The 20,613-nt window shown below is 75.2% G+C and carries 12 protein-coding genes and 1 pseudogene; 9 read left to right on the top strand and 4 right to left on the bottom strand.

Annotation, left to right across the window (positions count from 1 at the left end):
* Positions 1-299 precede the first annotated feature (299 nt).
* Both hrpA and FRAQA3DRAFT_RS39000 read left to right on the top strand, forming a co-directional pair.
* Positions 300-4,574 (top strand): ATP-dependent RNA helicase HrpA, encoded by a 4,275-nt coding sequence (gene hrpA, locus FRAQA3DRAFT_RS28290; protein ID WP_198287224.1) that lies wholly within the window; start codon positions 300-302, stop codon positions 4,572-4,574.
* 37 nt (positions 4,575-4,611) lie between these two features.
* A complete protein-coding gene (locus FRAQA3DRAFT_RS39000; RefSeq protein WP_157468782.1) occupies positions 4,612-4,923 on the top strand; it encodes a tetratricopeptide repeat protein in 312 nt (103 codons plus the stop codon).
* A gap of 369 nt (positions 4,924-5,292) precedes the next feature.
* Here FRAQA3DRAFT_RS39000 and FRAQA3DRAFT_RS38310 read toward each other — a convergent pair whose 3' ends face one another.
* From FRAQA3DRAFT_RS38310 to FRAQA3DRAFT_RS28275, 3 genes are all read right to left on the bottom strand, one after another.
* A complete protein-coding gene (locus tag FRAQA3DRAFT_RS38310; RefSeq protein WP_304412977.1) occupies positions 5,293-6,600 on the bottom strand; it encodes a PHB depolymerase family esterase in 1,308 nt (435 codons plus the stop codon).
* 268 nt (positions 6,601-6,868) lie between these two features.
* Positions 6,869-8,170 carry a galactokinase family protein gene (locus FRAQA3DRAFT_RS28280; protein ID WP_009742479.1) on the bottom strand — a complete coding sequence of 434 codons (1,302 nt, stop codon included), beginning with the start codon at positions 8,168-8,170 and terminating at the stop codon, positions 6,869-6,871.
* Positions 8,170-9,375, bottom strand: a complete 1,206-nt coding sequence (locus tag FRAQA3DRAFT_RS28275; protein WP_232291798.1) for a UDP-glucose--hexose-1-phosphate uridylyltransferase — start codon at positions 9,373-9,375, stop codon at positions 8,170-8,172. The genes FRAQA3DRAFT_RS28280 and FRAQA3DRAFT_RS28275 overlap by 1 nt, the downstream gene beginning before the upstream one ends.
* Before the next feature lie 314 nt (positions 9,376-9,689).
* Between FRAQA3DRAFT_RS28275 and FRAQA3DRAFT_RS28270 the strand changes: the two genes are divergently transcribed.
* From FRAQA3DRAFT_RS28270 to FRAQA3DRAFT_RS28255, 4 genes are all read left to right on the top strand, one after another.
* Positions 9,690-10,850 (top strand): alkaline phosphatase PhoX, encoded by a 1,161-nt coding sequence (locus tag FRAQA3DRAFT_RS28270; RefSeq protein WP_009742477.1) that lies wholly within the window; start codon positions 9,690-9,692, stop codon positions 10,848-10,850.
* A gap of 102 nt (positions 10,851-10,952) precedes the next feature.
* Positions 10,953-11,507 (top strand): redox-sensitive transcriptional activator SoxR, encoded by a 555-nt coding sequence (soxR, locus tag FRAQA3DRAFT_RS28265; RefSeq protein WP_009742476.1) that lies wholly within the window; start codon positions 10,953-10,955, stop codon positions 11,505-11,507.
* Between the two features lie 75 nt (positions 11,508-11,582).
* Complete coding sequence (locus FRAQA3DRAFT_RS28260) at positions 11,583-12,311, top strand: NADPH-dependent FMN reductase (RefSeq protein WP_009742475.1); 729 nt, start codon at positions 11,583-11,585, stop codon at positions 12,309-12,311.
* A 206-nt stretch (positions 12,312-12,517) separates the two neighbouring features.
* A complete protein-coding gene (locus tag FRAQA3DRAFT_RS28255) occupies positions 12,518-13,804 on the top strand; it encodes an ABC transporter substrate-binding protein (protein WP_009742474.1) in 1,287 nt (428 codons plus the stop codon).
* Between the two features lie 62 nt (positions 13,805-13,866).
* Here FRAQA3DRAFT_RS28255 and FRAQA3DRAFT_RS28250 read toward each other — a convergent pair whose 3' ends face one another.
* The gene (locus FRAQA3DRAFT_RS28250) at positions 13,867-16,896 is read right to left on the bottom strand and encodes an ATP-binding cassette domain-containing protein (protein ID WP_009742473.1); all 3,030 of its coding nucleotides are present in this window, start codon (positions 16,894-16,896) and stop codon (positions 13,867-13,869) included.
* A 546-nt stretch (positions 16,897-17,442) separates the two neighbouring features.
* On the opposite strand from FRAQA3DRAFT_RS28250, the gene FRAQA3DRAFT_RS28245 reads away from it, so the two are divergent.
* The 3 genes and pseudogenes from FRAQA3DRAFT_RS28245 to FRAQA3DRAFT_RS36370 form a co-directional block, all read left to right on the top strand.
* Positions 17,443-18,510, top strand: a complete 1,068-nt coding sequence (locus tag FRAQA3DRAFT_RS28245) for a CAP domain-containing protein (RefSeq protein ID WP_009742472.1) — start codon at positions 17,443-17,445, stop codon at positions 18,508-18,510.
* Positions 18,511-18,619: 109 nt separating this feature from the next.
* Entirely contained in the window at positions 18,620-19,705 is a 1,086-nt protein-coding gene (locus FRAQA3DRAFT_RS28240; protein ID WP_009742471.1) for a PLP-dependent cysteine synthase family protein, read from the top strand.
* A gap of 230 nt (positions 19,706-19,935) precedes the next feature.
* Positions 19,936-20,613: pseudogene (locus FRAQA3DRAFT_RS36370) on the top strand (CHAT domain-containing protein); the annotation flags it as partial.

Raw genomic sequence — 20,613 nt, 5'->3', positions numbered from 1 at the left:
TCCCGCCCGCGGCGGACCCGACCCGACCGACGGAACGGCTTGTGACGGACGAGACCTTCGCCCGGGAGGCGCCCGCCTCCGAGCGCCCCACGTCGGCCGCGGACCCGGCCCGCGTCGACCGGGAACCGGTGGACCGCCGACGAGAAGACCAGGACCGGACAGACCGGGGACGCACCGGTCGGGGACGCGGCAACCAGGACCGGACCGACCAGCGACGGACCGGCCGAGACCGGACCGGCCGAGACCGGACCGGCCGAGACCGGACCGACCTGGACCGGACCGACCTGGAGCAGGCCGACCTGGAGGGGACTGTACGGGTCGACGAGCTGTCCGCCCGGCTGGCGGAGCTGGGACCTCGCGACGCCCACCGGCTCGGCCGGCGTCTTGCCGACAGCCGGCGCACCCGCGATCCCGCCGCGCGCCAGCGCGCCCTGCGGGCCATCGCCGCCGACACCGAGCGAGCGGCCGCGCGGGTGGCCCGGCGCCGGGCCGGGGTGCCGGCGCTCAACTATCCCGAGATCCTGCCGGTGACGCAGCGCAAGGACGAGATCCTCGCCGCGATCCGCGACCATCAGGTCGTGATCATCGCTGGGGAGACCGGCTCCGGCAAGACCACCCAGCTACCGAAGATCTGTCTGGAGCTCGGCCGCGGGATCCGCGGGATGATCGGTCACACCCAGCCGCGCCGGATCGCCGCGCGCACGGTCGCCGACCGCATCGCCGAGGAGCTGGGCACCCCGTCGCCGCAGGCCGGCGGGGTCGTGGGCTACCAGACCCGGTTCACCGACCAGGTGCACGACGACACCCTCGTCAAGCTGATGACCGACGGCATCCTGCTGGCCGAGATCTCCTCGGACCGGTCGCTGCGCCGCTACGACACGCTGATCATCGACGAGGCCCACGAACGCAGCCTCAACATCGATTTTATCCTCGGCTACCTGCGCTCGCTGCTCCCCCGCCGTCCGGATCTCAAGGTCGTCATCACCTCCGCGACGATCGAGACGGCCCGGTTCTCCGCGCATTTCGGCGACGCCCCCGTCATCGAGGTCTCCGGGCGCACCTACCCGGTCGAGGTGCGCTACCGCCCGCTGGTGCCGGGCGCCCGCGACGCCGACCCGGCCGACCCGGACGACCCGGACGGGCCGCCCGCGCAGGAGCCGGCCGGCGGCCGCGGGGCCGGCCGGGCACGCGGCGGCAGCAGCGGCCCGGGCGGCCGCCGTGGGCAGCCGGCCGAGGCCGAACGGGATCAGACCCAGGCGATCAGCGACGCCGTCGACGAGCTGTGCGCCGAGGGCCCCGGCGACATCCTCGTGTTCCTCAGCGGGGAACGGGAGATCCGGGACACCGCCGAGGCGCTCGCCCGCGAGCAGCGGCCGAACACGGAGATCGTGCCGCTCTACGCCCGGCTGTCCGCCGGCGAGCAGCACCGGGTCTTCCAGCCGCACACCGGGCGGCGGGTGGTGCTGGCAACCAACGTCGCGGAGACCTCGCTGACGGTTCCCGGCATCCGCTACGTCATCGATCCCGGCACCGCGCGCATCTCCCGCTACAGCCATCGGACGAAGGTGCAGCGCCTGCCGATCGAGCCGGTCTCGCAGGCGTCCGCCAACCAGCGCAAGGGCCGGTGCGGGCGGACCGCGGACGGCATCTGCATCCGGCTCTACAGCGAAGAGGACTTCGCCGGCCGGCCCGAGTTCACCGACCCGGAGATCCTGCGGACGAACCTGGCCTCGGTCATCCTGCGGATGGCCGATCTGGGGCTGGGCGACATGGCCACCTTCGGCTTTCTCGACCCGCCCGACCCGCGCCAGATCAGCGACGGCGAGCTGCTGCTCACCGAGCTGGGGGCGTTCGACGCGGGCGGTGCCGGCCCAGGCGGACCCGCCGCGGACGCGACCGGCGCGGGCGGTACCGGCGCGGGCCGGCGGATCACGCCGATCGGGCGGCGCCTCGCGCAGATCCCGGTGGATCCCCGGCTGGCCCGCATGGTTCTGGCCGGCGACGAGCAGGGCTGCCTGCGGGAGGTGCTGGTCATCGCGGCGGCGCTGGCCATCCAGGATCCGCGGGATCGCCCGGTCGAGCACCAGCAGGCCGCCGACGAGCGGCACGCCCGGTTCGCGGACCCGACCTCGGATTTCCTCGCCTACCTGAACCTGTGGAACTACCTGCGCGACGCCCGCGGCGAGCTGTCCGCCAACCAGTTTCGGCGGATGTGCCGGACCGAGTTCCTCAACTACCTGCGCATCCGCGAATGGCAGGACGTCCACGGCCAGCTCGCCGCCGTGGCCCGCGGCCTGGGCCTGAACGCCGACGCCCGCTCCGGCGACCGCGCCGCCCGCGGTGACCGCGCGGACGGCGGTAACGGCGGCGGCAGCAGGGACGGCGGTGGCAGCAGGGACGGCGGTGGCAGCAGGGACGGCGGTGGCGGTGCGGCCGATCCGCGGGCGGTGCATCGGGCGCTGCTGACCGGCCTGCTGTCGCACATCGGCCGGTACGACGCGGAGCGCCGCGAGTACGCCGGGGCCCGCGGCAGCCGGTTCGCGCTGTGGCCGGGCTCGGCGCTGGCCCGCGGCCGGGGCCGGGCCGAGCGCGCCGCCGCGGCGGACACCACCGCCGCCGACGGGACCGGGCCGGACGCGCCGAAGCAACGCCCGTCCGGGCCGCCGGCCTGGGTGATGGCCGCCGAGCTCGTCGAGACGTCCCGGCTGTGGGGACGCACCGCGGCGCGGATCGACCCGGACTGGATCGAACCGCTGGCCGGGCATCTGGTGCACCGCAGCTACAGCGAGCCGCGCTGGTCGCGCCGGCAGGGGGCGGTGCTCGCCGACGAGCGGGTGACGCTGTACGGGGTGCCGATCGTCACCGGCCGTCCGGTGCAGTACAGCCGGATCGACCCGGCGCTGTGCCGGGAGCTGTTCATCCGCCATGCCCTGGTCGAGGGCGACTGGCAGACCCGGCACGAGTTCTTCCAGCACAACCGGCAGTTGCTCGCCGACGCCGAGGAGCTGGAACACCGGGCGCGCCGGCGCGACATCGTCGTCGACGACGAGACGCTGTTCGGCTTCTACGCCGAACGGATCCCGACCGACGTCGTCTCCGCCCGGCACTTCGACGCCTGGTGGCGCAAGGCCCGGCGCAGCACCCCGGACCTGCTCGACTTCCCCCGGTCGCTGCTCGTCTCCGCGGGCGCGGCGGACGTCAGTGAGGACGACTACCCCGATGTCTGGCGGCTCGGCGAACTGGCCCTGCCGTTGAGCTACCAGTTCGAACCGGGCGCGGCGGCCGACGGTGTCACCGTGCACATCCCGCTGGCCGTGCTCAACCAGGTTGGCGCCGAGGGCTTCGAGTGGCAGGTCCCGGGGCTGCGCGAGGAACTGGTGACCGCACTGATCCGCGGGCTGCCCAAGGTGGTGCGGCGCAGCTTCGTCCCGGCGCCGAACTACGCCCGCGCGGTGCTCGCGCACATCTCCCCCGGCCAGGCGCCGCTGCTGGTCGCGGTCGAGCACGAGCTGCGCCGGATGGGCGGGCCGGAGATCCCGCGGGACTCCTGGTCGCTGGCCGCCGTCCCGGACCATCTGCGGGTCACCTTCCGGGTCTCCGACGCCCGCGGTGCGGTGCTCGCCGAGGGCAAGGACCTCGACGCGATCAAGCAGCGGCTGCGGCCGCGGACCCGGGAGGCCGTCGCCGCCGCGGCCGACGGCGTCGAACGTGCCGGGCTGCGGTCCTGGGACGGCGTCGGCACCCTGCCGAAGGTCGTGGAGCTGCGCCGTGGCGGCCACGTCGTCAAGGCGTTCCCGGCGCTGGTCGACGAGGGGAGCTCCGTCGCGGTCCGGGCCACCGACACCGAGACCGAGCAGCGCCAGGCGATGTGGGCCGGCACCCGCCGGCTGGTGCTGCTCGGCGTCGCCTCGCCGATCCGCGGCCTCAACGGGCGGCTGTCCAACGCGGCGAAGCTCGCCCTGAGCCACAACCCGCACCGGGACGCCGCCGACCTGCTCGACGACTGCGTGCGGGCCGCCGCCGACCGGCTCATCGCCGCCGCCGGCGGCCCGGCCTGGGACGAGGCGGGGTTCACCGCGCTGCTCGCCGCGGTGCGCGCCGGCCTGCCCGAGGCGTCGTTCGCGGTCGTCCGCGACATTCAGCAGGTCCTCGCCCTCGCGCACACCGTCGACCTGGCGCTGCGGGACCTGCGCGCCCCGGCGCTGGCCGCCTCGGTCGCCGACGCCCGCGGGCAGCTCGACGCGCTGATCTACCGCGGTTTCGTCACCGACACCGGCGCGGACCGGCTCGCCGACCTCGCCCGCTACCTCACCGCCCTGGAGCGCCGGCTGGAACGGCTGCCCCGCGACCCCGCCCGCGACCGGATCAACACGGCGACCGTCGGGCGGGCCTGGGAGGCCTACCGGGAGCTGCTTGCGACGGTGCCCGCCGGCCGGGAGCCGGGCGAGGAGATCCGCCGCATCCGCTGGATGCTCGAGGAGCTGCGGGTGAGCCTGTTCGCCCAGAACCTGCGCACCCCGTACCCCGTCTCCGAGGAACGCGTCTACCGCGCCATCGACACCCTCCTCGGCTGACCGGCGCTGCCTCCTCCCCCGCCCACCGGTTCCCCACCTGCCCGGAGGATTCCTCCGCGATTCCCTCGCCACCGCATACCAGCAGGCCGGACGGTTCCACGAGGCTCGCCCGCTACTCGAACAGCCATACGCCGACCGCAACCGGGAGCACGGCGCTGGTGACTCGCGCAGCCTGCGCACCGCCGACGAGCTCGCCGCGGTCTACCGAGCCACCGGCCGGGTCGAACCCTCCGTGCGTGGGACTGCGCGTATTGATCCCACTGGCTACCGGTTCGCCGTTCGCCCGACCGCCAGTCAGCGAGAACGGCCGCGGCGGCGGCACGGTGTCGCGGGTGGTGGACCGGGATGACGCGACGGCGGCGGGACGCGGTTCCGCGGAACACCAGGATCACCGAGGCGTGGGTCGGAGCCTGGCTGGGTGGCGCGGTTCCGCGGAACAGCATGATCGTCGAGGCCGGGGCCCGGACGGATGGCGCGGTTGCGCGCTCCCACGCTGATGCCCGACCGGCGGCTACGAACCAGCCCTCGCGGCGTCGAACGCGCGCTCTCCCCCCATGTCGCCAGCACCGCCCAAGGCCACCTCCACGCCCCAGCTCCCAGGCCACCCCCACCGCCGAGATCATCGCCAGCCACGAGGCGACACCCGCGAACACGGCTTGACCGAACGCCCTTGGGTCCAGCCGGACGTGGTCGGCGCGGGGATACCGGGCCGACCGGGCTACGGCCTGTCGCCCGGGGCGGCAGAAGCCGCGGGAGCATCCAGGGCGCCCAGGGCGCCCAGGGCGGCGGCGGGGGCGGGGGCGGGGGCGTTCAGGGCGGGGGCGTCCGGACTGACCGGCGCGTCGAGGGAGGCAGGGGCGGAGAAGTCCCACAGGGCGCCGACGGCCCACCACGGCCACGTGTGGCCGCCGTCCCAGACGAGGTGGCGAACCTCGGAGCCGGGCGCGAAACGGGCGGCCTCCGTCTCGCCGTCGGGCAGGTTCATCTTCAGATAGTCCGACCAGCCGCCGCGCCACGGCACCGTCGTGTCCGCGCTGCCGTGGATGTGCAGCATCCGGACGGGCACGGTCGGGCAGGACACCAGCGACTGCCCGCCGACCATGCCGACCGCGGCGACGAGGTCCGGGGCCTCGCAGGCGGCCCGGGCGGCGAGCATCCCGCCGTTGGAGAAGCCCCACACGTACACCCGGCTGCGGTCCACCGGAGTGTGGCGGGCGGCGTCGTCGACGACCTGGCGCAGGTACGCGACGTCGTCGGTGGTGGCCTGGCCGCAGCAGCCGCCGGCGTTCCACGACTGATGGACGCCGACCCCGTAGGCCACCGCGAAACCGTGGGTGTCGGCGAACGGGTCCGCCCCCGACATCTCCCGCACGTTCTCGGGGCTGTTGAGCAGGCCGTGCAGGAGGATCACCAGCGGGCGGGCCGTCCCGCGGAACGTGGGCGAGAGCCGGACCTCGGTGTGCAACTGGTAGGTCCGCCCGGAGGCCAGGCGGTGCACCGTGTCCGCGGACTGCGCCGGCGGGTCGGACGCGGCCGTGGAAGGCACGGCGGCTGCCGTCGGTGCCGGGGTACGGGCACCGCCCGCTCCGTCGACGTCGGAGGACGGCGCGGCGCCGGCGGCGGGCACGGGCACGGACGCGGCGGAGGTTGCCGCCCCTGGGGGCGTGACCAGCCCGGCAACTGCGGGCGACCCGGCGGCAGCGGGCGCGCTGGGGGCAGGCAGCCGGGGGCTGGCGGGGGTGGCGGTCGGTGGCGCGGCGGCGGGGGTGGCGGTCGGCGGCGCGGCGGCGGGCACGGTGGCTAGCGGGGACGGGCCGGTGGAGTGGGCAGCGTCGGCCGAGGACCCTGCGGTGGCCGCCGGGGCCGAGGTGACCGACGCGGCGGTGGCCGACGCGGATGACGACGGCGACATCGCCGCCAGGACAAGGGTGGCCAGGCCGATGGCGACCACGGTGACGATTCCGACCCCGCGCAGCAGCCGTCCCCGCCGGGACAGCCCGACCCGCGCCCAGCGCAGCACGGACACCGTCCTCTCAACTCCTCGTCTCCGCCCGATCAGAGCGGTCATGCTAGCCCGCTTCCTGTCAAGAACTCCTATACCGGGCTAGAACAGCACAGCCGAGGGCGGTTCGTCCTCGCTCGGACGACTTGCGCACCCACCCGGGTGCGCCCGACCGTGCCGCGACCGCCCGGACGCGGGCACCCGCCCGCACCCGGTCGCTCGTCGGGCGCGGGCGGGTCGGGTCGGGCCGGTGCCGGGACGGGAGGCGCGGTGGACGGTCCAGCAGACGGGCCTAGCGGAGCGCCGTGACCGAGGTGCCGGCGACCGCCGAGCACACATGTAGCACGGCTTCCCGACCCGCGCGGGCGGAATAGGCGGGTTCGAACGCCGCCGTGAACGCGTCCAGCCGATCGCGGTCCACGAGGGCCACCGCGCAGCCCGCAAACCCGCCGCCGGTCATCCGGGCGCCGAAGCAGCCCGGGGCGGCGCTGGCCGCAGCCACGGCCGCGTCGAGCTCGGGCCCGGACACCTCGAAGTCGTCCCGGATGCCCCGATGGCCGGACAGCAGCAGCCGGCCGGCCGCCTCGGCGTCCCCCCCGGCCAGCGCCCCGGCGACCGCGTCGACCCGTGCGTTCTCGGCGATGACGAAGCGGGCGCGGCGCAGCGCCGCCGGGTCGAGCCGGCCGGCGGCGTCCGCCGGCAGGGCGTCGAGGTCACGCAGCGCCGGCACGCCCAGCGCCCGCGCGGCGCGCTCACAGTCGGCTCGCCGGTCGGCGTAGGCGCTCGTCACGAGCTCGCGCCGGGAGCCGGTGTCGATGACGACGATGGCGAGCCCGGCCGGCAGCGGCACGGGCGTGACGGTCAGCGCCCGGCAGTCGATGCGCAGGGCGTGCCCGGCGATCCCCCCGACGCAGGCAAGCTGGTCGAGCAGGCCGGTGGCGGCGCCTACCCAGGCGTTCTCCGCCCGCTGGGCGAGGCGGGCGAGCTCCGTCGGCGCCGGCACCGAGCCGGCGAGGTGCGTGCAGGCCAGGGCGACGGCGAGCTCCAGGGCGGCCGAGGAGGACAGACCGGCGCCGAGCGGGATGTCGCTGGCGAGCGCACCCTGCCACGGCACGAGGCCGGCCCCGGCGAGCTGGCCGGTCGCGGCGAGCTGGACCGCCACGCCCTGCACGTACCGGGCCCAGCCGGTCGCGCGGGCCGGCGGCGGCGTGTCCGGCGCGGGCGGTGGCAACGGGACGACGGCGGGTGTGGGGTCCTGTTCGGACACCAGCCGCAGTTGCGCACCGACACCGACACCGTCGTCGTCGGCGGCGGCGGCGGCGGACCCGCCGGGCTGACGGCGGTCGGCGCCGGCCGGGGCGTCGTCGGTGCGGCGCAGGGCGATGCAGAGCTCGCGGTCGATCGCCACCGGCAGGCACAGGCCGTCGTTGTAGTCGGTGTGCTCGCCGATGAGGTTGACCCGGGCCGGCGAGCGCACCAGATGCGTCGGCTCGCCGCCGTAGGCCGCCTTGAACGCCCGCACCGCCCGCAGCGCGGCCGGCACCGCCCGTTCGCCCGAGCCACCCGCCGGGTCCGGACGGCCGGGCGGCGCCATCAAGCCGGCCGGATCTGCAGCGGCGCGGCCGGGATCGTCGTGAGGCCGCTCGGCAGGGTCGCCTCCCCATCCCAGGCATCCGCCATGACCGCGCGCAGCCGGCCCGCGGCGTCCTCGGGGGTGAGGTCGCGCGCGGGCTCCGCCAGCATCTCGTAGCCGACGAGATGCTTGCGGATCGTCGGCGAGCGCAGCAGCGGCGGGTAGAAGTGGGCGTGTAGCTGCCAGACCGCCTCGGGGGGGCGCCGTGAACCGGCCGCCCGGCCCGCGGCGCCCGCCCGGCCCGCCGGATGCGGCCCCGGGGCGCCGTGCCAGCCCATCGAGAACGGGAACGGGTGGTCGAACAGGGCGTCGTAGCCGGCGAGCAGGCGTCCCAGCACGTCGGCCAGGCTGTCCCGCTGGGCGTCGTCGAGCTCGGCGAGCCGCTGCACGGGCCGGCGGGGCAGCAGCAGCGTCTCGAAGGGCCACACCGCCCAGAACGGCACGACGACGAGCCAGTCGGAGTCGTCGAGGACGATCCGCTCCGCGGCGCGCGTCTCGGTGCGGATGTAGTCGAGCAGCAGGGAACTGCCCGACCGGGCGAAGTGCTCCCGCTGGTGGGTGTCCTCCGCGGCGGCCTCGTCGGGCAGGGCGTCGCAGGCCCAGATCTGCCCGTGCGGATGCGGATTGGAGGCGCCCATCGCGGTGCCGCGGTTCTCGAAGACCTGCACCCAGCGCCACCGCTCGGACAGCTCGGCCTCCTGCGCCGCCCACGTGTCGACGACCCCGCGGACCTCGAAGGGTGACATGTCGACCAGCCCCCGGCCGTGGTGCGGGCCGAAGCAGACCACCCGGCACGTCCCGTGCGCGGGGGCACTGCGCAGCAGGCCGGCGCCGCCGCGGGCGAGGTCCACGGCCAGGGCGCCGGGTGCGCCGGGTGCGCCGGGCGGCCCGCCGGGATCGACGCCGTGCTGCGCGGGATCGCTCCCGGCGGGTCGCAGCGCCGGGAAGTCGTTGGTGAAGACGTACGTGCCCCGGTAGTCGGGGTTGCGGGCGCCACCCGCGCGCTCGTTGCCGGGGCACAGATCGCAAACGGGGTCGTACTCGACGGCGGGGGGCATCGCCGCCGTCTCCCGACCGCCGTGCCAGGGGCGCCGAACCCGCCCCGGCGAGACCAGAACCCAGCGGCCGGTCAGTGGATTGAACCGCCGATGCGTGGTGTCGTCCATCGAGTCGACAGCCTGCCATGGTCGCGGCCGGACCAGTCCCATCCGGACCACCCCGGAAGATCTACCGGCGGCGGCAACAGCGGGAAACCCTCACCGCCCGGTTACCTGACGCAGCGCGTCGATGACCCTAGGGTCAGACAGGTGGCACCGGCGCGGCGCACCCGCGACAACCCGCATGTACGGCGATCCGGACAGACGACGGCCGGGGCCGCCGGCGCGGCGCGGCGGGCCGATGCATGCAACGCGGATCACACGGCGGAGGACACGGGCGGGCGGCGGTCGACGGCCGACCGGCCCAGGAGGGGTGGCCCGGCATGGATAGACGGATGCTGCTGCGCTCGGCGGTGGCGGCCCTGGGCACCGCCGCGTTCTCCGGGGCGACGTGGCATGCGGCCCTGGCCGCCACCGCCCGGCCCGGGGTGGGGCCGTACGGGCCGCTGCGCCCGCCGGACCGCTCCGGGGTGGCGCTGCCCGCGGGCTTCACCAGCCGGATCGTCGCCCGCTCGCACATGCTCGTCGGCGCGACCGAGTACGTCTGGCACGACGCGCCCGACGGCGGGGCCTGCTTCCCCGGGCCCGACGGCGGCTGGACCTACGTGTCGAACTCGGAGGTCATGCTGCACGGCGGCACCTCGGCGCTGCGGTTCCGGGCGGACGGTTCGATCGCCTCGGCGGGGCGCATCCTCGCCGGCACCACCGCCAACTGCGCCGGCGGGGCCACCCCGTGGGGGACGTGGCTGTCGTGCGAGGAGTTCTTCTCCGGACGGGTGTACGAGACGTGGCCGGACGGGTCGCGCAAGGCCGTGGCGCGCCCGGCCCTGGGCCGCTTCACCCACGAGGCGGCGGCCTGCGACCCCGACCACCGGGTGATCTACCTGACCGAGGACCGCAAGGACGGCTGCTTCTACCGGTTCCGCCCGGACCGCTGGGGTGACCTGTCCGCCGGCCGGCTGGAGGTGCTGGTCGGGGACTCGCAGGCCGAGTCCGGGCCGGTGCGCTGGGAGCGGGTGCGCGATCCGGACGGCTTCCCCCGGGCAACCCGGCGACAGGTCCGCGAAGCCCGGCGGTTCAACGGTGGCGAGGGCTGCTGGTATGCCCACGGCGTCTGCTACCTGACCACCAAGGGCGACGACCGGGTGTGGGCGTACCGGGCGGACGCCGGGCGGATCGACCTCCTCTACGACCGGGCGAGCATGCCCGACCCGCCGCCGCTCACCGGGGTGGACAACCTCGTCGGCGCGCGCTCGGGCGACCTGTACGTCGCCGAGGACCACACTCGTCCCGCGCTGGTGCTCATCACCCCGGACGGCGTGGTCGCGCCCTTTCTGCGGCTGCCCGGACACGACAGATCCGAGATCACCGGCCCGGCGTTCAGCCCGGACGGCAGCCGGCTGTACTTCTCCTCCCAGCGCGGTGCCACCGGGCGCGACCGCGGCGGCATCACGTTCGAGGTGACCGGCCCCTTCCGCCGCTGAGCCGGCCGCCGCTGAGCCAGCCGACGCTGAGCCAGCCGACCCGCCCGCCCGCCGCGATAAAGCTAAACCCGACTTCAGCTACAGGGACGTAGGATCGCGGGCGTGCTCCCCACCGACCTGTTGACCGTAGGCGAGCTGTCCCAACGCAGCGGATTCGCCCCGTCAGCGCTGCGCTTCTACGAGCGGCAGGGGCTGATCGGCGCCACCCGCACCGCCGGTGGCCAGCGCCGTTACGAACGGCACGTGCTGCGCCGGCTGGCGTTCATCCGCGCGGCGACCGCGGTGGGCCTCAGCCTCGACGAGGTGGCGCAGGCGCTGGCGTCGCTGCCGGACTCGCGCACCCCGACGAAGGCGGACTGGACGGCGATCTCGCGGCGCTGGCGCACCCGGCTCGACGAGGAGATCGCGGCCATGGAGGCCCTGCGCGACGGGCTCGACTCCTGCATCGGCTGCGGCTGCCTGTCGCTGCGCCGCTGCCGGATCTCCAACCCGGCCGACCGGATCGGCGCCCTCGGCCCGGGGGCCCGGGCACTGCCCGCGGCGCTGCGCGGCGCCGGGCGGATGCATCACGGCGGCCACCGCCCGCAGCCCGACCACGACGGCGCCGGCTCGTGCCCGACCGGACCCGCCGCCGGGGAGGCGGGGTCCGTCGGATAGGACAGACGTGACGGCGGGTGGCGCGGCGGTCCGCGACCGTGCCAAGGCGCGCCGAAGCAGGGTCTAGGAGGGGTTGTGGGGGACACACACGGTGCGTTCCGGTCGAGCGCCGGCTCCACTGATCAGGTCAACGGCCAACGGACTGGTGGCGAACCGATCTCCCCGCTGCCCAGCCGGGCCGGGCACCGGCCCGTCGAGGTGTCGCCCACCGGGCCCGGCCCGGTGCGCTCCCGTCGCCGCCGGCCGATGATCGTCGGGATCGGCGGCACCACCAGGGCCGACTCCATCACCCACCGGGCCCTGGCCACGGTGCTCGCGACGATGGCCCAGGCGGGCGCCGAGACGGTGCTGTTCGGGTCCGCCGAGCTGGACCTGCCGATGTACGCCCCCGAACGCCCCGAGCGCTGCGCCGCCGCGCTGCGCCTGCTCGCCGCCGTGGAGCAGTCCGACGCCGTCGTGATCGCCACCCCCGGCTACCACGGCGGGATGTCCGGCCTGGTGAAGAACGCGCTGGACTACCTGGAGGACCTGCGCGGCGCGCCGCGGCCGTACCTCGACGGGCGGGCGGTCGGTCTCATCGTCTGCGCCCAGGGCGCCCAGGCGGCCGGCACGACGCTGAGCGCGCTGCGCTCGTCCGTGCACGCCCTGCGCGGCTGGCCGACCCCCTTGGGTGTGACGTTCAACACCGAGGGGCCCCTCTTCGACGCTCACGGCCGGCTGATCGACCCGGTCGCGGCGGCGGGGCTGGAAACCCTCGCCGATCAGATCATGGGATTCACCTACGCCTGGTCCCAGGTGATCTGAACCGCGCCGCCGCCCCTCGCGGCGGCGCCCTTCGCCATCCTGGCGCTGTCCCGCGCCGTCACGGTCCCGCCACGACTCACCCTGACGTATCCGCCCAGACGGGACGGGTCTACCGTGGCTGGCCCGGCGGCGGGGCGGCGGATGCCCGGCGACGGAGCGCGGGCGCCCGGCAGGGGCGTGTGGACGGACGACGAGGAGACGACAGGGTGCGACGACGGTACGGGCTGCGTGGGCTCGCCCGGACAGGTCTGGCCCGGGCAGGTCTGGCCGCCGCGCTCGCGGCGACGCTCGCCGGCTGCGGCGGCGGTTCGGACGGCGGGTCGGGCAGCGCCGCGGCGTCCGATCCCGCCGCGAAGGGATCTCCCGTCAAGCTGATGATCATTGCACCGACGGGCACCGCGGGGACGAACTACCCCGAGATGGTGGCCGCCACCCGCGCCGCCGTACGCGGGGTCAACGCCCGCGGCGGGATCGGCGGGCACCCGGTCGAGCTCGTCCACTGCAACGAGCGCAACGACGCCGCCAGCGCGAAGAAGTGCGCCCAACAGGCCGTCGACTCCGGCGTCCTCGCCGTCGTCAGCGAGGTCAGCGGCACCGGCGGGATCATGCCGATCCTGCAGAACGCGGGCATCCCGTCGATCGGGTCGGCCGGCATCTCCGCCGACGGCTCCGAGCTCAGCTCGCCGGTCAGCTACGTCATCAGCCCGCTGACGCTCTACCCGGCGGTCTGCCCGGCGCTGCTGGCCAAGGCGGGGGCGAGCCACCTCGGCCTGGTCGGCTACGACCTCAGCGCGAGCGACCGGCTGATCGTCATGGCCGAGGGCGGCGCGAAGGCCGTCAACCATCCGATCAACCCGAAGATCCGCATCCCGATCACGACGAGCGACTTCACCCCGGCGATCTCCCAGCTGTCCCGCTCCGGCGCCGACGGCGCCGTGCTCGTCGTCTTCGACCAGGCCGCCTACGCGGTGATCTCCAAGGCCGGCCAGCAGATCCGCACCTGCCACGCGGCGGGCACCCTGTCGCCGAAGTACCTGGCCACGCTCGGTCCGGCCGCGGACAAGCTCGTCGTCGCCACCGCCTTCCCGGAACTCAGCCAGGCCGCCCAGTTCCCCGAGGTCGCGCGGATGGTCGCCGAGCTCGACGCCGAGCAGGCCGCCGGGGACGCCGACGCCGCACCCGCCCAGCGCACCACGACGACCACCACCGGGGCGTGGCTGTCCGTGCAGATCGCCGAGAAGGTCGGCAACCAGGTGTCCGGCCCGCTGACGTCGAAGAACCTGCTCGCCCAGCTCAACCGGACCAAGAAGCTGGACCTGGGCGGCATCGTCCCGCCGCTGGACCTCACCGCGACCACCCCGATCCCCGGCGCGGAGCGGATCTTCAACACCACCCTGCGGGGCGCCCGCTGGGACAGCGCCTCGAAGTCGTTCGTCCCCCTGGGCCCGGAGACCTACAACGGCCTGGACATCCTGCGCCGCGCCGCCTCCTGACCACGCCGCCTCCTGAGCGCGCCGCCTCCTGACCACCCCCGGTCCCGGCGGCCGCCTCCTGGCTAGGACAGGGGGAGGTAGACCGGCCGGTGGGCCGACTCGTCGGCGTCGCCGAGGTAGGCCGCCCGCACGCGGGGGTCGGCGGCCACCTGCGCCGGGGTGCCCTCGGCGATGAGTTCGCCGGCGTCGAGGACGACCACCCGGTCGCAGACCCCCATGATCACATCCATGTCGTGCTCGTTGAGCAGGATGCCCAGCCCCCACTCGTCGGCGAGGCGGCGCAGCAGGGCCGCGACCTCGGCGCTGGCGGACTCGTCCAGGCCGGCGCACGGTTCGTCGAGCAGCAGCACGGCGGGCCCGGCCGCGACGGCGCGGGCGATGGCCAGCAGCCGGCGGCGGCCGTAGGGCAGGTCGGAGACGGTGCGCAGCAGGTCCTCGCGCAGCCCGAAGGCCTCGACGGCGGCGATCGCCGCGCCGGACAGCGGCCGCGACCGCGGGAACACCAGGTCGGTGAGATACGCACGGGCGTCGCGGCGGTCGCTGGCCGCCTGGATGTTCTCCAGCACGGTCAGGTCGTCGAACAGCTCCAGGTTCTGGAACGACCGGCTGATGCCCGCGCGGGCCCGCCGGTGCGCGGGCAGGCGGTCGAGGCGGACCTCGCCGAGCGTCATCGAGGCGACCAACGCCGGGGTGTAGCCGGTGATCGCGTCGATGACCGTCGTCTTGCCCGCGCCGTTCGGGCCGATCATCCCGACGACCTGGCCGGGAAGGACCCGCAGGTCGACGGCGCGCACCGCGCGCACCGCCCCGAAGCTGACCGTCAGCCCCCACACCGACAGCGCCGCCGGCACGACCGCGCGGGCGGACCCGCCCTCCGCCGCGCGCAGCGCCTGGTCCAACCGGGCGGCGTCGGCCCGGCGGCGGCGGTCGGCCCCACCGGGCACGTAGCGGTCGTAGAGCAGGCGGGCGGTGCGGGCGTTCTCGGGCGCCATCCCGCCGCCGGAACGGGAGAGCACGACGACGAGGACGATGCCGCCGATCAGCGGCACGTACCGGTCGAGTTCGGCCAGCCAGCCGCGCACCGCGCCACCGAAGGCGGCGGCGAGCACGGCCGCGACCGCCGCGGCGAGCCAGGGCAGCCAGCGCCGCGCCGCCACGCCGAGCCGGCCGCCGGTGCGCCGGTCGCCGGCCACCGCGGCGCCGACGGCGAGGCCGCCCGCGCCGGCTATCGTCGCGACTACAACCCGCAGCAGCGCGCCGAGCCGGACGAGCCAATCCCCGGCCCAGCCGCCGATGCGGGTGGCCAGCGCGCCGGCGGCCATCGTCGCGCCCGCGAACGAGCCGCTGACCCAGCCGACGCCGCCGACCACCGCGTAGGCGATGAGCAGGATCGAGGAGAACGGCGCGAACGTCCCGCCGCCGTAGTCGATGTTGCCGCGCTCGCCGTAGACGTAGAAGGCGTAGAGCACCCCACCGAACCCGGCGATGGCCGCGGACAGCGCGAACGCGTACAGCTTGGCGGCCACCACGCTGATGCCCAGCGCCGCGGCGGCCCGCTCGTTGGTCCGCACCGCGATCAGCCGCCGCCCGGCCCGGCCGCGGCGCAGGTTCGCGACCGCGAGGGCGACCAGGACGAAGGCGAGCACGGACACCGTCGCGAAGCCCCGCGGGTCGGTCACCTTGTCCAGCGGGACGCCGAGGAAGCGCTGACGCCCCACGACCGTCCCCTCGGGCGAGGCGAGGTCGCCGAACAGCGAGCCGAGCGCGCCCGCCCCCGGGGGTGGCGGGGAGTGGTAGCCGCGTTGGAACAGCAGGGCGTCGACGGCCGCGCCGAGGCCGAGGGTCACCACCGCGAGCTGCAGCCCCCGGGTGCGTAGCGCGGGCAGCGCGAACAGCAGCCCGACGACGGCGGTGCCGGCCACCCCGACGGCCATCGCCGCCTCCAGCGGCCAGCCGCGGGTGGCGACGAGCCGCCCGGCGATCAGCGCCGCGATCCCGGAGAAGGCGAGCTGGGCCAGGGAGAGCTGCCCGGTGAACCCGACGAGCACCACGACGGACAGGATGATCAGCGCCCACAGCGCGTTGGCGTCGAGGGCGTCGACCCAGTCGCGGGGCAGCGACCAGATCGCCACCAGCGCCGCCGCGACGGTGACGGCGAGGGCACGGGGATGGACCCGGCCGCTGCCGAGCACCGGGTGGCGCTCGGCGAGGTGGCCCCGCTCGGGCAGGCCCCGGCCGCGCACGGCCAGGTAGAAGACGATGACGGCCAGCGGCACCGCCCGGTCGACCCCGCGCCACCAGGGATGGTGGGCGACGAACTCGTACTGCGCCTCCACCTCGATGACACCGAGGACGAGCCCGCCGAGCAGCACCCCGGGGAACGAGCTGAACCGCGCCACCAGCGCCACCGCCAGCGCCGGGACGATGAGAAGCAGCAGGTTCGTCGAGGACAGCGGGTTCTGCAACGGGGCGAGCAGGACGCCGCCGAGCCCGGCCAGCGCGGCGCCGGCGCCCCACGCGCCGGCGGCGATGGCGTCGACGGACCAGCCGAAGGTGGCGGCGGCGCGCGGGTTCTCGGTCGCCGCCGTCGCGGCGAGCCCCACCGTGGTGAACCGGAAGACCGCCCAGGCAGCCGCGACGAGGACGGCGACCGCGGCGAGCCGGACGAACACGTCCGCGCCGACGGACTCGCCGAACAGCTCGACCGTGCCGGTGGGCAGCACCGTCGGGGAGGTGCGCACCGCGCCGGCGAACATCAGCGTCAGCGACGACTGGACAATGATCAGCAGGCCGAGGGTCGCCATCAGCCGCAGCAGCGCCGTCGCCTCCCGCAGCGGGCGCATGACCAGCAGCTGGAACCCGACGCCGATGCCGGCCGTCGACGCGACCGCGAGCACCGCCGCCAGGCCCAGCGGCAGCCCCCACGGGCCGTGCAGGCCGTGGAAGGTGTAGGCGGCCCACGCCACCAGCGCGCCCTGGGCCAGGTTGAGCACCCCGGCCCCGCGGGCGATCACCACCACACCCGCGGCGACCAGCGCGTACAACGCGCCCGTCCCGAGGCTGAGCAGCGCGAAGCCCATGATGTCGTTCACGGCGGCCCACCCTGCTCCGGGCGCCATGCACCGGCGCCCTGCGTCATCCCCCCAGCGGTCCCCCATGGCGGCCACCGGCCCGCCCCGGTCGCGCCGAGCGGCTGCCCGCCCACCGCGCCACGGACCCCGCGCGTCGGAACCGTTGATCACGGCGACCGACGCAGACGGTACGGTGGGCGCGCCCGGCATGACAAGCAAACCATCCACAACAGCCACGACAGCCCACGTCGTGATCAGCGGTCGGCGGCGGCGGCCACCGCGGCCCACGGGACGGCCGGCGGCAGACAAAGTCGGGTGATCGTTGTCTTACGAGCGGACACCGGATGCTCACGGATGTCACCCGGGCGGGCGCCGATTCCGCCCGGACGTGGCACGGACCAGGCGTCGGCGCGGCGTCAGGCATGGTGGCCACGCCCATCTCCCGGTACATCTAGAACAGGCGGACACGTCGCCGTCGCCCGGTGCCCGCCCGAACCCGGCGATCGGCCGACGGCGGCGCATCCGCGCCGACGAGAGCCGACGAGAACAGCCACGGGAGTGGGACGGATGACAGAGCTCGTGCCCGGTGCGAACGCGCCGCTGCCCCGCGGTCCCGTCTCGGTCCGCCTCATCGGGCCGTTCGACCTGTGCGCGCTGGTGACGGCGGCGCACGGCAAGGTCGACGGGGACGACGACTTCGTGTTCTACAACCAGCCGGCGACGGCCGGCGTCATCCTCAACGGCGACGAGGTGACGGTCGACCCGGAGCGGCTGCGGCCCGGCGCCGAACGGGTCGTGATCGTCGCGAGCCCCGAGGACGGCACGACGCCCTTCGGCCGGCTGCCGGGGCCCGTCGTCACCCTGCACGACCGGCGCGGCAACCTCAGCGCCCACTTCACCCCGCCGCCGCTGTCCAACGAGACCGTGGTCACCCTCATCGAGATCTACCGCCGGGGAGCGGAGTGGAAGGTCCGCGCCGTCGGGCAGGGGTACGCCGACGGCCTCGCCGGGCTCGCCCGCGACTTCGGCGTGGATGTCGACGACGACAGCCCGGGCGCGCCCGAGGCCGCGGCGCCCCCGCCCGGCCTCACCCCGGCCGTCCCCCGCCAGGACGCTGCCGCCAGCGCCGCCCCCGTCCCCGCCGGCGGCCCGCCGCCAAGCTGGGGCGACCATTCCGCGGCCGGCCTCGGGCCACGCGACGACCGGCCGGCACCGGACGGCGCCGGGTGGGCCGGGGAGGGCGGCATCCCGGCGATGCTGGCCCAGGTCGTCACGCTGACGAACATCGAACGCGGGCGGGAGGGTCTCGCGCCGCTCGCCGTCGACCCGACGCTGGCCGCCGCCGCCGCCGAGCACAGCCGGGACATGGTGGCGCGCGGCTTCTTCGCCCACACCAGCCCGGACGGCCGGACCGTGTCCGACCGGGTCACGGACCTGGGCTACCGCTACGCCCGCGTCGCCGAGAACATCGCCGCCGGCCAGAGCACGGCCGAGGAGGTCGTCGCCGGCTGGATGCAGAGCCCGGGCCACCGGGCCAACATCCTCATCCCGCAGCTACGCCAGATCGGCGTCGGCTACGCCGTCGGCGGCGAGTACGGCACCTACTGGACGCAGGTGTTCGGCACACTCCTGTGACCGGCGCCGCCGACTCATCCGCGCCGCCGGTCCGACCCGCGGCCGGGCGGTGGCCTGCGCCGAAACCGAGAACCGGCAGGTCACCGGCGAAACGGGTTGGATGTCGCGCATGGACGCAGCACCCAGCCGACGGGATCGGCGCTGGATCCGCGAGGCCGTCGCGCTGGTGGAGGCCGACACGAACCGCTCCGCGGACACCCATCTGATCCCGCTGCCGCTGTGGCCGGCCCAGCGGGGCGTGGACGTCTACCTCAAGGACGAGTCGACGCATCCCACCGGTTCGTTGAAGCACCGCCTCGCCCGATCGCTGTTCCTCTACGGGCTGAGCAACGGCTGGATCCGGGAGGGCACGACGATCGTGGAGGCGTCCTCGGGCTCCACGGCGGTCTCGGAGGCGTACTTCGCGCGCATGCTGGGCCTGCCGTTCATCGCCGTCATGCCCGCGTCGACCAGCGCCCAGAAGATCGCCCTGATCGAACGGGAGCAGGGCCGCTGCCACCTGGTGAAGGATGCGGGGATGGTCTATCCGGAGGCGCACCGGCTGGCCGCAGCGACCGGCGGCCACTACATGGACCAGTTCACCTACGCGGAGCGCGCCACGGACTGGCGCGGCAACAACAACATCGCCGAATCGATCTTCAGTCAGATGGCGCTGGAGCGCCATCCCGTCCCGGCCTGGGTCGTCGTCGGCGCGGGCACCGGCGGGACCAGCGCGACGATCGGCCGCTACCTGCGCTACCGCCAGCACGACTCCGCCCTGTGCGTGGTCGATCCGGAGGGGTCGGCGTTCCACCGCGGCTGGTCCACCGGCGACCCGCAGGCGACAGGTGCGAACTCCCGCATCGAGGGGATCGGCCGCCCCCGGGTCGAACCGAGCTTCCTGCCCGACGTCGTCGACCGGATGATCAGCGTCCCGGACGCCGCGTCCATCGCCGCCATGCAGTTCCTGCAGAGGCTCACCGGCCGGCGGGCCGGCGCCTCGACGGGGACGAACCTGTGGGGCGCCGTCCAGCTCGCCTGCGAGCTCGTCGCCGCCGACCGCCAGGGCAGCATCGTCACCCTGATCTGCGACGGCGGCGACCGCTACGCCGACACCTACTACTCCCCCGCCTGGCTCGCCGCCGCCGGCATCGACCCAGGCCCGAGCGCCGACCTCCTACGCCGCGCCGTCGACACCGCCGCCTGGCCCGCCTGACCGGCGCTGCCGCTGCCCCTCCGCCGGTCGCGCGCCGAGGCCGAACCAGCCAAATCCCACGATGTCCTGACGTAGTCTCTACGTCGCTGTTGGTGCTGCTCCGCACATCCTCGTGGGCCGCGCCGCGGCCGCCATGCTCACGTGGTGCCGCCATGCTCACGTGGTGCAAGTGGTGCAAGTGGTGCAAGTGGTGCAGGGGGTGCGGGATGCGCGGGGATCCGCTCCGTCGGGTGCAGGACAGGCTGCGACGGTTCACCGAGACCCAGGATCCCGCTGTCGTGCTCGCCGGGGAGGCGCTCGCGGAGGTGCGGGCCCTGGTCGGCACGGCGGGCGACCCGACCGACGACGTCGAGGTGTCCCACGCGGCGGGCTGGCTGCACTGGGTGCGGTACCTCGCCCTCGACGCCGGGGAGGATCAGGACGATCTGGCGGCGGCGTTGGGCTACTTCGCGGCGGTCTACCCGCATCATCCAGACGCGCTGCCGGACCAGGTCCGCGCCCTGCTCGAGGAAAATCCGGCCGCAGCGTCCGCGGCGCAGGGTTACCAGGCCGCCGCGCTGCTGCAGACGGCTCTGCAAACCGGCGACCACGCCGCGCTGGACACCGCGATCGAGCACTTTCACCAGGTGCTCGCCGAGATGCCCGCCGGCCATCCCGACCACGCCGCGGTGCTGTCCAACCTCGGCGCCGCCCTGCGGACCCGGTTCGAGCAGAGGGGCTCGGCGGCCGATCTCACCGCCGCCGTCGACGCCGGGCGGCAGGCGGTCGCGGCCACCGCACCCGACCACCCCGACCGCGGCGCGATGCTGTCCAACCTCGGCATCGCCCTGCGTGCCCGGTTCGGCCAGACAGGATCGCCGGCAGACCTCGCCGGCGCCGTCGACGCCGCCCAGCAGGCGGTCGCGGCC

The organism is Frankia sp. QA3 (assembly GCF_000262465.1).
Taxonomy (GTDB): Bacteria; Actinomycetota; Actinomycetes; order Frankiales; family Frankiaceae; genus Frankia.
The sequence above is the reverse complement of the archived record's forward strand: the minus strand, read 5'-3'. Positions and strand labels throughout refer to the sequence as shown.

Coding starts and splice junctions, on each gene's coding strand:
- FRAQA3DRAFT_RS28280 (WP_009742479.1), bottom strand. CDS start 8,170: ATGGCGCCGCCCGGCCGTCCGGACCCGGCGGGTGGCTCGGGCGAACGG.
- FRAQA3DRAFT_RS28275 (WP_232291798.1), bottom strand. CDS start 9,375: ATGGACGACACCACGCATCGGCGGTTCAATCCACTGACCGGCCGCTGG.
- FRAQA3DRAFT_RS28270 (WP_009742477.1), top strand. CDS start 9,690: ATGGATAGACGGATGCTGCTGCGCTCGGCGGTGGCGGCCCTGGGCACC.
- FRAQA3DRAFT_RS28245 (WP_009742472.1), top strand. CDS start 17,443: ATGACAGAGCTCGTGCCCGGTGCGAACGCGCCGCTGCCCCGCGGTCCC.
- FRAQA3DRAFT_RS28240 (WP_009742471.1), top strand. CDS start 18,620: ATGGACGCAGCACCCAGCCGACGGGATCGGCGCTGGATCCGCGAGGCC.